A 14,436-nucleotide genomic window follows, 5' to 3' on the forward strand; every position below is an offset into this window, starting at 1 on the left:
ATAGCACTATTTCGATGCAAAACCACGCAAAAAGCCTTGTGCCAATAGGTTTAAGGGTAATCAAATAAAGTGGACAGACTCAGTGTAGGCGTCTTCAATAACGTTTTGTGTATCTGACTTCAAAAATGGGACTCAATACTGCCCACAAATTGCTATTGCTATTGCTATCATTGGCTGCATTTCAAATGCTGGCATAGCCACACGCAAATGAGCATGAGCACATCAGACTTGTGAAAATAAGTCCCCATGGTAACCGGAAAAATGGATTGTCAGTGTGTAATACTGACCCGGTTTATGCTGTGCCTGCCAGCCAAAACAAGCACACACGCGTGACACAATGCGAGTGCCTAACCCCTGCCCCTGATGCGTTTGCTGTGTGCTGATACCATTCGTGAAGATCATTCCATCGCTGTCCAACGACACACTGAGCGAGCCCTCACCATGTTGCAACGCGTTTTTGCCAATCTGCTCCAGAAGGAGATTCAGCAAACGCGACTGCACAGGCTTACTTATCGGCTCTGATGGGAGTTCCAGCGTGATCCTGAGCCCCTGTTGCTGCCAGTGTTGTTGCCATGTTTGCAAAAATACATTGAGGTCAGTTGACGTCAGCCGCACCTGATCGGCTTTACACAACAACAAAATGGCTTCACTCAGCGAAGCCAGATCCTGCCCGGCCTCTTCAAGCTGGGTCAGCAAAGGTAACGCATCTAAAGGAAGCTCATCAAGTTGTTCAAAACGTGAGATCGTATTGTGGATCTGAGCCAGCGGTGTGTTAAGTTCATGACTTAAAAAAGCGGAATAAAGCCGTTCCTGTTGCTGCGCATAACGCTGTGCATACGAATCCGTTGCAGCGAGAATCGAGTGGTAAGAGAACTCTTCAAATTGCGCTGCCTGAGTTTCATTCTCCTGTAAAGATACACTCTGCAAAGACGCTGTCAGTCGCCCGGATTCACGCGCAATACGCCGGTGTATTGGCCACCAAGTCACTGCAGCGAGTATCAACAAGGCCAGCGTCAGCGCAATGAATACCGCCACCAGACTTGGCGAATCCTGGCCGCTAATACGATGAATAATATACAGCGGCTCGAAGGCGCTTTCTGTATAGCGTAGAGTATATAAATAATCATCTGACAGCGTCAGCAGTTGCGAGATTTCCTGCTCCTTTGCCTCTGGCCCAAGCCCATGCTGACTTAAAGCTTGCTGATAGTCTGTGGGTAAATCTTGCCAATTCCCCATCAATTTACCACCATCCTCGTATGGCAACATCAGCTGTCCAGACAACGCTACCTCAAGGTCCTGATAAAGATAATATTCTGAGGTCCCATCCCAGGCATAGTGATACACCTGACTGGCCACCCAGATCCAAATTAAGGAAAAGAGTCCAAATAAGGCAAACAACCATCGTGCGAGATACCACCTGAGTGTTTTTTGCCTCATGAACTCGATTCTCTCAATGCAACGCCCTGACCCTTAAGTGTTTGTATGACTGAGGGTTCGTCGTCACGACTCAAGTTATGCCGAAGCCGGGTCAATAGTGACTTGTACATATTGTTGTTGACCTCACTGTCAGGCCAGACATGGCGCAAGATCTGCGCTTTGCAAACAGGAGCCGGGGCCTGCTCCGCCAGTAAAGCAAGCAGTTGCCATTGCTGGGGTGACAAAACAATGGTGCGGCTGCCACGGGTAACTATTTTTGCCGAAAAATCCACATGCAGGCTGCCAAGCTCAAACACTTGATTGTGCTTATTTACTTTGCCCGCCAACAACTTAATTCGAACCGCCAGTTCAGGCAGGGCAAAGGGTTTGGTCATATAATCCAGTGCCCCTGCCGCAAAAGCAGCCAGTTTGTCATCCAGATCCGTTGCCGCCGTGCAAAACAATACAGGCGCATCAAACCCGGCCAACGACTGCTGTAATAAACTCAACGCATTACCATCAGGCAACGCCATATCCAGCACGATCGCATCATATTTATCGAAAGTGGCCGTTTGCGCTGCAATGTCTTTCGCGCAGCTCAGCGTTGCGGCATAATCCACCTCGATTCCCTCAGCATTGAGAAAGTCTATCGTTTGCGCTGCCAGTACGGCATCGTCTTCAACCAATAAGATCAGCATTTAACCTCTATACTGTTACTTTGTGGTTACCATGCTACTGATAGTGTATCGGCATCAATGAGGAGTCAACAATGCGAGCAACAAAGATGATCACAAGCAGTTTTCTGATAGCCGGTTTAGCCCTCAGTGGCTGTAACTCTGACAATCAATCCAACAGCCAAACCACAAACCCATCAACTTCAACAACGCCAAATGTTGAGCAAACTAATGAAGCGCACAGCGCGTCCATGGTGTTCACCAACGGGCGAATTTACACCGTTAATGCCGAGCAACCCTGGGCACAGGCGGTGGTACTTCAGGATAATAAAATTGTCCTGGTCGGGAGCAACGAAGAAGCTCAAATGTATATCAATGACACAACACAGCATATTGACCTACAAGGTAAAATGATGCTTCCAGGGTTTCATGATGTGCATATGCACCCGCTTGAATCTGCTTCTGAAGCCACCCAATTTACCGTACCCGCCTCTGCAACGGCAGGGGAATACATAGACGAAGTGGCTTATGCCGCCAGTCAGCACCCTACCGCTAGCTGGTTGATTGGCTATGGCCATGAAATCTCGACCCTATTGGAAATGTCCGACTCACCTCTGGCAGTACTCGACGAAGCCGTGCCAGACCGACCTGTGATTATCATGGAACAAACTTCTCACTCCATGTGGGTTAATAGCAAAGCGCTGGAGCTTGCGGGCCTGTCAGCCAGAAGCTTAGATCCGATTGGGGGTGTGCTGGGTCGCAATGAACAAGACCAGCTGAATGGTATTTTGTACGACAATGCCGGAAATCAGGTCATGGAGCTGGCAATGCAGTCTCTTCCAGATGCTGCACAAAGTGACTACCTTGGCCTGCTTGAATACACCATGCCAGAGCTTAACAAGGCGGGGATCACCTCCATAAGTGACGCCCGCACCTACTGGCAACGCGGTCACCTGGAAACCTGGCAACGCGTTGCAGATGAAGACAAGCTGACATTACGTGTTTCGCTTGGCCTATGGGCATATCCGCAAATGAACGACAACACTCAGCTTGCCAAACTCAAATCTTTATATCAGAGCAATTCAGCTGAGCTGTTACAGGTAAATCAGGTCAAATTCTATATGGATGGCATTTTAGTCAATACCACCGCAGCCATGCATGAACCTTACCTGGAGAACTGGCTTGAACTGGATGGCAATCGTGGCCTCAATTACTTTACTCAGGCACGGCTTGAAAAATACATCAAAGCACTGGAGCCAACAGGGTTTGACTTTAACATTCATGGGATTGGCGATCGTGGTATTCACGAAGCGTTAAATGCCATTGAAAATGCCTCAAATGGTCAGGCCCGTCACCGCATCACGCACCTGGAAGTCGTTGACCCTGATGATTTACCGCGCTTTGCCAAGCTGAATGTGATTGCTGATGCACAAGTCGCCGGAGATTTTACCGACCCGAGCCACTGGCCTGACACCATCCCACTGATTGGCGCGGAGCGTGCCCAGGATCTGGTGCCCATTCGCAGCCTGGCCGACAATCAGGCCACGCTCACCCTGTCGAGTGACTGGAATGTCAGCCCGTTTAACCCGTTTATCGGTTTAAGTAATGCGGTGTCACGCCAACCACAGGCCATTTCACTGGCGCAAGCTATTGAAGCTTACACCCTAAACAGTGCCTATGCGATGCGACAGGAGCAGCGAGTCGGTAGTATTGAAGTGGGTAAATTAGCCGATTTAGTGGTCATTGACCGCGATCTATTCGAAGCCAGCGCCAACGAGATCCGCAATACACAAGTGGTAATGACACTGCTGGATGGCGAAATTATTTACCAGCGCTAAATTAATTAAGGGGCTAGTTAAGCCCCTTATTGTCTTAACCTGGTTAACGGTTGCCAGACCCTACCGGGGCTGGCAATGGTAACGCCCGCCCGGTTCGGGATTCGTCCTCTAATGCAGCTCGCACGGCATCAACCGAATCAAAATCCAGCCTTGGGTGATAGTTTACCCAGCGACCATTGATAAGTGCTTCGAGTTTAAACCCTGGGATCTCACTGAACATATTCAGTGTCCCATCATCACGGCGACTTGCAGCTACGGTAGGGATACGGAAAAAACGACCCTGACGCGTTAACTTAGGTAACTCACGATAGCCCAGCAAAGCGACAAAACGTTGCCAGTCCTGCTCACGTAATCGTCGCTTTTTATCATTGAAATGGCCACTGTTGCGACTGTATACCAGACCGCCCTGGTATGGGACAGCCCATGCAGGCTTGTGCCAGGCACGCTCTGCTAATGCCAACAAGCGTGGATACAGCATATACTCAGCCTGCAGATCATCCCGAATCATTTCGCTCCAAAGATGCCCCTGCATACCTGTATAGCCAACGTCCGGTTTCAGAGCGGAGTCACTGTCATCCGCGCTGTAGGTGTGATGCAACACATCTCGCCAAAACTCCGCATGCACAGGCAAGTTATCCGGCATAAACTCAAATACTTTACGGGTATCTAATGCCCGGCTGGCCCAGTGATTGCCGCGCTCCTCAGGGTGGGACTGGTAAGGAAAGTCAAAATAAGTCACATCGGGCAACGACAGCACCACATCCCAGCCCAGATTAGCCTGCTTGTGCGCCACTTTATGCCCTTGTTCGCTAAGCGTACTCCAGACATTGGATTGAACATTTTTAGGCATTTTTTCTGGGTTCACATCACTCAGGCCATCGCTCCAGCCTGCCACCGTAATGCCTTTTTCAGCGACCATGGCCGCCACTTTTTCAATAAAATATCCATTCATCGAGACAATAGATTGCTTTGCATTCAGCGCTTTACATGCGGGTGAGTCTAGCCAGGCGCCCGCTGTTTCATCCGCACCTATGTGATACGTTTTTAAAGGTATACCAGCACGCTCATGCATCCGCTGAAGCTCAGTCAGTACCTTATTTACAAATCGATAAGTCGCTGGCAAACATACATTCAGGGTATTATCGTGGTAATGCTGGATGGAGGAATAGCGCGTCTCATCAGCTTCTTCCACCAGCCGATATTCATTGGCCGCCTCAGTTTTTCCTTTGGCTATCAAAGCCCGGTAACGCGCTTCCATTGCAATAATGGCGGCTCGAGAGTGTCCGGGCATATCCAGCGATGGGATCACTTCAATGTGATGCGCTTTGGCGTAGCGCAAAATTTCACTGTAATCCTGCTGAGAATAGTGGCCATTGCGCGGCGCACCGGTGCCGGTACCTGCGCCCAGTTGTGGCAACAAACAACGCGTTTCACTGAGATCGAAACAGCGTAACCCACCCACTTTTGTCAGTTCCGGCAGGCCTGCAATAGCGAGGCGCCAACCTTCATCATCAGCCAGATGCAGGTGTAACTTATTTAATTTATAAGCGCCCATTTGCGCTATGGTATCTAACACAAATTGCTTGGAACGGAAGTTTCGGGCACTGTCGATATGCAGCCCCCGAAACCCATATCGAGGCGCATCAGTAATAGCCACACTGGGAATACTGTGGGTTTTCAAATCCATGAGCCCAGCCAATGTTTGCACCCCATAGAAAGCACCCGCGGCATCAGATGCCTTAATATCAATCAGGTGGGTAGAACTATTGAACTGATACCCCTGCGCAGCTATGGGCAGTGAGGCGTCCACAGTGACCCGCACTGACAACCCTTTTTGAGTTTGTTTAACCCCCAGCTGGGCGAGTCGCTTGCCCGCCATTTCGATCTGTGCCAAATCAACGCCCTTAAGCTCAAAGCGGATCCCTTTTTTCAAACTGATCCGTCCCTGTGATACCACTTTAAACTCGCGGGGCGCCGGGATTAGTCCCTCTGGCGCAGCGCGAAGCTCGGGTTCAGACTGGTGCTGCGCCAAATAAGCTGCGCCCATCCAAGGGGTTTGATCTTTATTACTGACTCGCAGCTGATGGTAAGACTCGAACGGTGCCAGGTATGGCTGCTGTTCAAGCTCAGTTTGCTCATCCCGGACAGAGCGCGTACTGGCGATCACTCTGGGGCGCAGGCGCTCAGATTGATCGGCTAAGATATAATTGGGCATAAACTCAGAGCGGGTGACTTGCGAATGTTCAGTGTAAAAGCGCACGCTATAGGTTTCGTCCGCAGAGAAACCAGTAAACTGCTCAGTGGGAGTCAGCCGGTGCAAATCACCATTCAGGTGTTCAATTTTGAACGAGTCAGACTCGACCTGATAAATTGGCATCAGCTGGCTAAAATAAATGGCCCAATCAGCGCCGTTATAAGGCTGGGGTGAACCTAGCCGTAACTCAGAAAAATAACACTGCTTCGCGGGTTCCGGACACTGCTGTGGCATAGAATCAATTAACTGATAACGGATCTGAAGATTGTCAGCCAACGCATTCAACTCGCCTTGTGTTAACGGCTCCGTTGCCGCGAGTGCTGCTTGAACACCCAATAGTGCCATTAACAGGCAAGCAAACTTATTCATATTCCCTCCGAAAACTGTTTCTGGAACAACTTATAAGCGCCACGCAACGCGGCATGCTCCAGCTTACCTACTTGAATCTCGAGCTGTTTAAATAACGCCGGATGTGTTTGTCCTGCAAGGCTTTTCCACATACCGCGCTGAAATAAGTCGTACGACTTACTGACAGATCCACCCAGGACAATTTTATCCGGGTCAAAGGCCAACAGCGTCTGCGCCAGTGCATACCCCAGGTGGCTTCCAAACTCGTCAAACAGAGATTGCGCATAACGATCTCCCTGCTGCGCAAGCACTGCCTGCTCTGCACCGTTAGTGCCTCGCTCCAGAAAAAACTGCCCGCTGGTATATTGCTCCAGAATACCATCACGATAGGGAAAGCTGCCGAACTCTCCCGCCGCACAATGCCTGCCACTGTATAGTCGGCCGTCAAAAATGAGCCCTGCGCCCAGGCCAGTTCCCAGACACACCCCCATCAGATTGCTTACCGGCTGGTAAAAAGGAGCGCCTGGTTGATAATGACGACCATAACAATATTCACCCATAGTAAAACAGTTAACATCGTTGTTAACAACTACAGGCAAAGAAAAATGTGCATTTAATTGTGCAGCCAGAGGCACATCCTGCCACGCTGGAATATTAACCGTCTCCAGCACTGTACCATTACTCAGATCAACCATACCGGGCACACCTATAGCGATACCGCAACAAACGTCGCTGAGCTGCTCTGCAATAATGCCTGTAATAAACTCGTTAACCTGTGTTTTAGTCGCTGAAGCAGGCACACTATAACGGCGAGCCTCATAAACACCCTGTTCATCAACCCGGGCAACCTGTGCTTTGGTGCCACCCAGATCAACACATACTATTGTACTCATTGGCCCGTCGCTTCCTGTTTCTCTGTCAGTTGAGTTTGCTTGTGCCAGAACATTCTGACGGTGTGATTACGCACAATTGGTTGTGCCCACCAGGCTATCCAGGCAATGTACCCAAGCGGCAAGAGCAACACTAAACATGCCAGCTGTAAAGAACCGCTTAGCTGGGCCAGAATGCCGATTAAAGGAGAAGCCAGTGCTCCCCCGACAATGCCGGTACATAACACCCCCGATACGGCACCATGACCACTCGACACAGAGTTTAGCGCCAGGGAAAATAACACTGACCACATCACAGATAAGAAAAATCCGGATAACGGGAAAGCCAACAGCGCGATATCTGTACTGCCAATCAATGCAGTAATGAGACTCAGAGCGGCCCCTAAGCAAAACAACATGAGAACAAGTTTGGCATCGAACAGCTTCAGCAACACTAGCCCCAATACACATCCCAGCGTCAGCATCATCCAGAACTGACTGATCACCTGCGCACTGTATTGTGGTTCAATCTGATGATAAGTCTGTAAAAATACCGCTATTGAGTTGGCAATCCCCTGCTCCAGTGCCACATACGCCACTATGGCAAAAAAGAAGCGGATCACAGTAGGATTACGAAAGTAGCCAACGCACGCTTGCCAGCTTAAAGTCTCTTGTTCGTTTCGTTCAACCGCTTCGAGCCTGCTTAGCCCTATCCAGACCAACATCAAAACACTAAGCAGTGCGAACAGCCAGTACATGCTTAACCAGGGCATCGTAGCGGGGATCCAGGTAAAATCGGCGGGCTGCGCTTGTACCTGACCGGCTAGCGAAACATAAACCCAGGGTGACAAACTGGCAGCCGCACCAAACAATAACTGAGCAAGTACCGAGAACGCGGCAAAATGTGCGCTGCCGCCGCTGCGTCTCAGTAACGGGTTAATGGCAACTTGCAACATCGCCATAGCGGTGCCAATCAAAAACAGCGCCAGCATAGCTACCGCAAACACGGGTGCTAAGGCAAACAACAACGCCCCGGCACCGGCAAGCATAAAGGCTCCGAGCATCACACGTTTTTCACCAAAACGCTGTACCAATAGACCGGCAGGGATAGACATCACGCCGTATGCAATAAAAAAAGCGAAAGGGAATAAGCCAGCCAGAGTGAGGCCGATGTCAAAGCTTTTTATGAGTTCCGGAAACAATGGACCGAGAATATTGGTGAAAAAGGACACCATAAAAAAGGTTACCAGCACCAGGGCAACCACGGAGTAATTGGGTTTCATGTGTCTTACCTTATTGTGAGCTCAGAAGTAAAAAGGCGGTGGCTTATTTGGAATCAGTTTGTGGGCAGACAAACTCAATGATCCAAGGGGATCCTGCTAGGGATAGCCACCGCCTTAACTCGTTGGTAAGACTAGTTTGCCGTCATTGCTTGCTCTGTAGCGGCACATTTCAAACAATTGCTAATACTTTTCTCGTGCTCTGTATAGTCGGCCATAGGCATAAAAACTGGATAACTATCAATAAGCTTAGCCGTCTAATCAGGAGCTCGATGTTTACTCGGCATGTTAACAGGCAAGACTAAAATATTATTCAACTTACCATATGAATAAGTTAATAAATTCTATTTATTACACTAAATGAAGTGAGAGAAATGCATCATTTATCCGGATTTTTGTGGGTAAATTCCACTTCAATCACAGTAAATGTACTGGTGTGCGTAAGCATGCAGAAAATATTCGGTAAAGAAACAAAATAGCATGAGAAAAAATCACGGGAACAAACGGAGTCGCCCACCCTATCCAGCGTTACGCATCATCTCATGCCAGAACAAAAAGAAAAGGCCTGAACCACATACTCAGGCCTGAGGGAGAATTACCAGCGACCGCGAACACCCAATGTCAGGCGACGCTCATAAACGTTTTGTGAAATACGATTATCTTTCCATTGTGCATAGTTAGATTCGTATTCCTCAGTCAGGTTACTGCCCGACATATACACTGTCATATAGTCAGTCACATCATAACTGGCCGAGATATCTATGTAGGTTGTCGGCTCGGTCCAAATAGCCGTATCACCCATACCACCCGTCGTCGTGACCTGTGCCAGGCGCTTAGAACGATGGTTGGCCGCTAAACGGAACTGGAAGCCATCTTTTTCATACCAAAGCACCGCGTTAGACGATTCTTTAGAGTTATCTTCCAGTGGTAAAGCGTCACCATAGAAGTCAACGCGGCCACTTTCGCTGTCTGAATAGGTGTAGTTAAACGCCGCACCAAATCCGCTCCAGAAGCCCGGTAAGAAGTCAAACGCTTGCTGATAGGTGAACTCAGCACCATTCATCGTTCCGCCCTGACCATTGACTTGACCTGTCACACTAACTTCACGACGTACAACCCCATCCGCATCAGCCAATGGCATTGTCCAGGTACTGGTTTCAATGAAAGATTTAAGCTGGATATTGAACACACCCACACTGACTAACGCGCTTGGTGAGAAATACCATTCCAACGCAAGATCTGTGTTTGTGGCGCGCCATGGTTCCAGTTCCGGGTTACCCTGCATGGTTGCATTAGTTGCAATCAACAAGTCAGGGGAAATCCCTTCACGCGCTGCCAGGTCATCACCGGCACGTGAACGACTTACCTGCAAACCACCCGCAATTGCGCCAAGATCCAGACGCGTCATGGTTTTACCCCAGGCAGAACGGAAGATCAGGTCATCGCTCAGGTTAACCGCCAGGTTCAATGAAGGCAGGAAATCACTAAACGACTTGCTGGTATTTATATCACCGGCATCGGCTGCCACTGAGCCAGGACAGTTCACACAAATAGAGTCGCCAATTACGTTTTGCAGGATGTCCAAATCTGTCTTGATGTACTGGAAACCCAGGTTAGCGGTGTAAAGATCGCTTGAGAAATCAGCGCGCCAGTAAAGCGTTTGTGTTTCTTCCTCAACCTCATAGGTGCTGCCTGGTACACCACCTTTTTTGTTGCCTGGATATAGCTGATTCTGGAATGCAAATGGGTCGTCAAGCTGACGCGGATCAATAAAGAAATAGCTGCCGCCATTAACAGGGCCAAAATCAGATACCTGTTGGATCCAAGCCTCTGGTAATTTATCAAAGGTATATGGTGTATCGTAACCCATTGTCAGGTCACCAGCAGATGCACTCGGTACGCCGCCGCTGCCGTCAGTATCAAAGGCCGCCAGACCTTGGTCTTTCCACATCACGTCAACACTGCCTTCGCCAACCGGGTTGCTGAATGGCGCCAGCAATACATATTGCTCACGGGATACTTCACGATTACCCAAACGAGCACCGAAGCTCATTTTGGTCAGTGAGCCCATATCTTCGAACAAGTATTCACCATCAAGACGTAAAATATCCAGGCTGGCGTCTTCATTAAAGTTATTCTCAGAGTACGTTGACACCACTGAGTAACGGCTCATATTGGAACCAAACACTTCACCTTGCAGCTCACTGGGCGGCAGCAATACCGGGTGATCGCCCTGATAGTTCAATCTGACCGGCACTGTGCCCGGGCCGTAACCGTTCGGATTTACCGCAATCGGACCATTGCCTTCGTTACGACGCAGGTTGTGTGCCAGACCACTGGTCATGTAACCCTGAGCAACGTTTTCAGTGTGCATACGCTCTGCATCAGCCGTGATAAGGCGCATCTTACCAGAGAAATTACCATCGCCTTTATAGGTTAGCTCAAAGTTATAGTTGGTTGATTCACGCTCATTGGTATGGCTTTCAGAGTGCGCAACAACACGTGGCGCATGCAGCGTAATGTCCTGCGCTGTGTATAGGTTGTATCCACCAGACGTCTTGCCTCGATCCATCGCATCATGCTGCTCCTGCCAATCCCAGTGACCACCCCAGGCATTGTCCGCCATCAGGCCGCGCTGGCGATCTGCATCATCCATTTTGGTATAAAATACATCTGCGCTCAGCTCAAAATTATCAGAAAGCTGCGCCTGGAAGCTCAGGCTACCACCTGTACGTTCACGCTCAGTAAAACGGTTAACCATACCGTAGCTGACGTAAGTGAATTCAGCATCATCAGTATCACCATCGCCATTGATATCTCCATCCGGACAATACCAACAACCACCGGCTTCTTGTGGTGCATAGCCCCAGCCGTGGTTAGTCGAACCAAAACGGTAGTTCGCCAGATTTACTTCATCTCTGGTCAGTGTCGCTAGTACCGCGAAGCGCTCAGCGTTATAGCCTGCTGCAATCATGGTTTTAGGGTCGGTTTCTTTTGAATAAGAGCCACGAGATGCTTCTATCAATGCTGCACCGCTAAACCCTTCTTCTAAATCAAATGGCTTACGCGTTTTCAGATCAACCGTACCTGAAATACCACCCGCCAACGTATCGGCAGTTGGTGATTTCATCACATCCATAGCACCAACTAAGCTCGAAGGAATATCGGTAAAATCTGGTTGTACTGTGGTCAGTGAACCGGCACTGAGGAACTGCTCGCCATTTAGTAGCGTGGTAACCTGTGGCATACCCCGTACGTTGATCGTTGAGCCTTCACCGGCACTTCGACGGATCTGGATACCCGGTACACGCTGTAGTGAATCAGCGATTGTCACGTCCGGCAGCTTACCTATATCCTCTGCTGTGATAGAGTCAACAACACCATCCGCAAACCGTTTGGTGTTAAGACTTTTTTCAGTCGAAGCTCGGATCCCTCGAACTTCAATAACTTCCACGGACTCTTCTTGCTCAGCCTGAACCGGAGCAACAAAGGCGGTGCTGGAAATCACTGCGGCAGTGACCGCAAATGAAATGCGAGACAATCTGAATGCTGCATTGCTGTGTTTCATCTTCTTCCTCTTATTCTGTATTATCAAGATGTACGCCTGGTGAAATAATCATCAGGCACTTTCCCTATTTGAACAGGCTTGTAACTTATAAGTTTGCATTTTCAAACTCATATCGGTACAAATCTATCAGATAACAGCGCTGTCATTTTAAAACACACTACTTAATGACCAGCCATGTGTCGGCATTATGCATGCTTTCTCTTAACCAATGTTAATATTTTGTACCTTTTTGTGCATATTGAATAGGATAGTATTGCAAGAGCAGTGAAATGCATCACCTTTCAGAGCGCAGGGCGAGAAGATAGCAGGACAGACAGGCCATTAGCACAAAAAACGTACGCCTAAAGCCCACAGCTAACTAACATGAAGGAGCAATATAATGAAAGCTATGTGTGAAAAAGTCATTCCGTCTCACAATTGTTCATGGCGTTATTGCCTCTATCAACTGGACGAGATCCCTTTTAATTGGCATTACCACCCAGAATATGAAATTTGCCTGACATTGAATAGCCAGGGTATGTGTCACATTGGTGATCATATTGCGCCATACGACGACTACGACCTGGTGCTCATGGGCCCTGAACTGCCACACACCTGGCAATCTCGCGACAATACAGATGGCAGTCAACACGTAGTCCATGTGGCACAGATCCCGGCCCACTGGCTGCAGCAACAACTGCAGCAAAACCCAGAGCTGCAAGGGTTACATACCTTATTGGACCATGCAAAATGCGGACTAAGCTTTAACACAAAAACAGCTAAAAAAAGTGAAAAGCTATTCAGTAAAATGCAAAATGCGTCACCAATAGAGCGCTATATTTTGCTCTTTCAGCTGCTCAACCTGATGGCAAACAGCCCCTACCAAACGCTGTCTACCATGGAGTTTAGTTTTGCCAAACAGCTGGATCCCGCCAAAGATAAATTTGATCATGTGATAAATTATATCTACGACAATTACACTGAGTCGCTAAGTGCAGAGCTGCTTGCAAGACAGGCCCATATGAGTACCAATCATTTTCATCGCTTCTTTAAAAAGCGCACGGAATGCACCGTCACAGAGTTTATCAATCAGCTAAGGATCGCCAAAGCCTGCAAACTGTTACTCAAAACCAAAGCCCCGATCACTGTGATAAGCGACCAGTGTGGCTTTAATAATTTGTCTAACTTTAACCGCCGATTTCTTGCTATCAAGCAATGCACACCCAGCCAGTTTCGTGCTCGAGTACAGCAAAAAGCGCTGATTTAATATACGGTTCAGGCTAAGGTAAGGATTCGCTTATATGATAGGCGCGGTCTAACTATAATAACTAAGGATGAACCCATGCCGCTACTTACTGCACTGACTCTGACACCGCTACTTACAGCCAGTGTGCTTTCAACCCCCGCGACCTTGCCAGCCTGTCAAACGGGACAGGCGTGTACTATGGCTGTCTATAGCGAACGCACGCAACAATGGCAATTTATAAACCAATCGCGCGCACAACAAGCGTACACTCCCTTCTCGACTTATAAAGTACCCAATACATTGATCTTATTAGATACGCAGACCATCAAACCCGGACAGGGTTACCAGATAGATTTAAATACCTATCCGGCTAAAAAATGGTGGTTTGACGCCTGGCGCAAAGAGTCAATTACCCCACAAGACGCATTCAAGTACTCTGCACTGCCGTTATATCAGACCTGGACTAACTTGCTGAGCAAGCCTGTGATGCAACAGTACCTCGATGACTTTAACTATGGCAACCGTGATATCAGCGGACCTCATGATAAATTCTGGCTCAACAGCAGCATAAAAATCAGTGCTGTTGAACAGGTCACATTTCTGCGCCGGTTACAGACCCAAGCTTTTAAACTTAAGCCCGCGACCTATCAGGCATTTGACAAAATTTTCTTACAAGAACAAACGGCCAACACCAAGCTGTATGCAAAAACGGGAACCGGACCGGTCGCCAAAGGTAAGTACATAGGCTGGTATGTTGGCATTGTTGAAAACAACCAGGGGCGCCACTACTTTGCTTTTAATATGGACGCCAAAAACTTTAAAGAAGTCGTATCCACCCGGGTCGAAATCGCCAAGGCCACGCTGAACAAGATGGGCGTGTTATAACTTCAACCAGAAGAATTAAGTCCCTAACTCTGTGGTGCGGCAGGTTTACCAGGTAACGGATCGGTTTGTATACGCAATG

9 protein-coding genes are annotated in these 14,436 nt (G+C 48.6%); 3 read left to right on the top strand and 6 right to left on the bottom strand.

Annotated features, from left to right (window positions below):
* Positions 1-222: 222 nt before the first annotated feature.
* The gene (locus tag IY568_RS16880; RefSeq protein ID WP_194868183.1) at positions 223-1,437 is read right to left on the bottom strand and encodes a sensor histidine kinase; all 1,215 of its coding nucleotides are present in this window, start codon (positions 1,435-1,437) and stop codon (positions 223-225) included.
* A complete protein-coding gene (locus IY568_RS16885; RefSeq protein ID WP_194868184.1) occupies positions 1,434-2,114 on the bottom strand; it encodes a response regulator transcription factor in 681 nt (226 codons plus the stop codon). The genes IY568_RS16880 and IY568_RS16885 overlap by 4 nt, the downstream gene beginning before the upstream one ends.
* Positions 2,115-2,185: 71 nt before the next feature.
* On the opposite strand from IY568_RS16885, the gene IY568_RS16890 reads away from it, so the two are divergent.
* Positions 2,186-3,928 (top strand): amidohydrolase, encoded by a 1,743-nt coding sequence (locus IY568_RS16890; protein ID WP_194868185.1) that lies wholly within the window; start codon positions 2,186-2,188, stop codon positions 3,926-3,928.
* 43 nt (positions 3,929-3,971) lie between these two features.
* Here the strand turns inward: IY568_RS16890 and IY568_RS16895 are convergent, their stop codons facing one another.
* From IY568_RS16895 to IY568_RS16910, 4 genes are all read right to left on the bottom strand, one after another.
* Complete coding sequence (locus IY568_RS16895) at positions 3,972-6,551, bottom strand: family 20 glycosylhydrolase (RefSeq protein WP_194868186.1); 2,580 nt, start codon at positions 6,549-6,551, stop codon at positions 3,972-3,974.
* Positions 6,548-7,423 carry an ROK family protein gene (locus tag IY568_RS16900; RefSeq protein ID WP_125562596.1) on the bottom strand — a complete coding sequence of 292 codons (876 nt, stop codon included), beginning with the start codon at positions 7,421-7,423 and terminating at the stop codon, positions 6,548-6,550. The genes IY568_RS16895 and IY568_RS16900 overlap by 4 nt, the downstream gene beginning before the upstream one ends.
* A complete protein-coding gene (locus IY568_RS16905) occupies positions 7,420-8,682 on the bottom strand; it encodes an MFS transporter (protein WP_138538414.1) in 1,263 nt (420 codons plus the stop codon). The genes IY568_RS16900 and IY568_RS16905 overlap by 4 nt, the downstream gene beginning before the upstream one ends.
* Positions 8,683-9,274: 592 nt before the next feature.
* On the bottom strand, positions 9,275-12,247 hold the full coding sequence (locus IY568_RS16910; RefSeq protein WP_125562592.1) for a TonB-dependent receptor: 2,973 nt from the start codon (positions 12,245-12,247) through the stop codon (positions 9,275-9,277).
* 379 nt (positions 12,248-12,626) lie between these two features.
* Between IY568_RS16910 and IY568_RS16915 the strand changes: the two genes are divergently transcribed.
* Both IY568_RS16915 and IY568_RS16920 read left to right on the top strand, forming a co-directional pair.
* A complete protein-coding gene (locus IY568_RS16915) occupies positions 12,627-13,493 on the top strand; it encodes an AraC family transcriptional regulator (protein WP_125562590.1) in 867 nt (288 codons plus the stop codon).
* Positions 13,494-13,568: 75 nt separating this feature from the next.
* On the top strand, positions 13,569-14,357 hold the full coding sequence (locus IY568_RS16920; RefSeq protein ID WP_194868187.1) for a class D beta-lactamase: 789 nt from the start codon (positions 13,569-13,571) through the stop codon (positions 14,355-14,357).
* Positions 14,358-14,436 lie beyond the last annotated feature (79 nt).

Source organism: Pseudoalteromonas sp. PPB1 (genome assembly GCF_015356275.1).
GTDB classification, from domain to species: Bacteria; Pseudomonadota; Gammaproteobacteria; order Enterobacterales; family Alteromonadaceae; genus Pseudoalteromonas; species Pseudoalteromonas rubra_D.

What these genes read in the sequence shown, in the direction of transcription:
- IY568_RS16880 (WP_194868183.1), bottom strand. Translation starts at nt 1,437, where the DNA reads ATGAGGCAAAAAACACTCAGGTGGTATCTCGCACGATGGTTGTTTGCC.
- IY568_RS16885 (WP_194868184.1), bottom strand. Translation starts at nt 2,114, where the DNA reads ATGCTGATCTTATTGGTTGAAGACGATGCCGTACTGGCAGCGCAAACG.
- IY568_RS16890 (WP_194868185.1), top strand. Translation starts at nt 2,186, where the DNA reads ATGCGAGCAACAAAGATGATCACAAGCAGTTTTCTGATAGCCGGTTTA.
- IY568_RS16895 (WP_194868186.1), bottom strand. Translation starts at nt 6,551, where the DNA reads ATGAATAAGTTTGCTTGCCTGTTAATGGCACTATTGGGTGTTCAAGCA.
- IY568_RS16900 (WP_125562596.1), bottom strand. Translation starts at nt 7,423, where the DNA reads ATGAGTACAATAGTATGTGTTGATCTGGGTGGCACCAAAGCACAGGTT.
- IY568_RS16905 (WP_138538414.1), bottom strand. Translation starts at nt 8,682, where the DNA reads ATGAAACCCAATTACTCCGTGGTTGCCCTGGTGCTGGTAACCTTTTTT.
- IY568_RS16910 (WP_125562592.1), bottom strand. Translation starts at nt 12,247, where the DNA reads ATGAAACACAGCAATGCAGCATTCAGATTGTCTCGCATTTCATTTGCG.
- IY568_RS16915 (WP_125562590.1), top strand. Translation starts at nt 12,627, where the DNA reads ATGAAAGCTATGTGTGAAAAAGTCATTCCGTCTCACAATTGTTCATGG.
- IY568_RS16920 (WP_194868187.1), top strand. Translation starts at nt 13,569, where the DNA reads ATGCCGCTACTTACTGCACTGACTCTGACACCGCTACTTACAGCCAGT.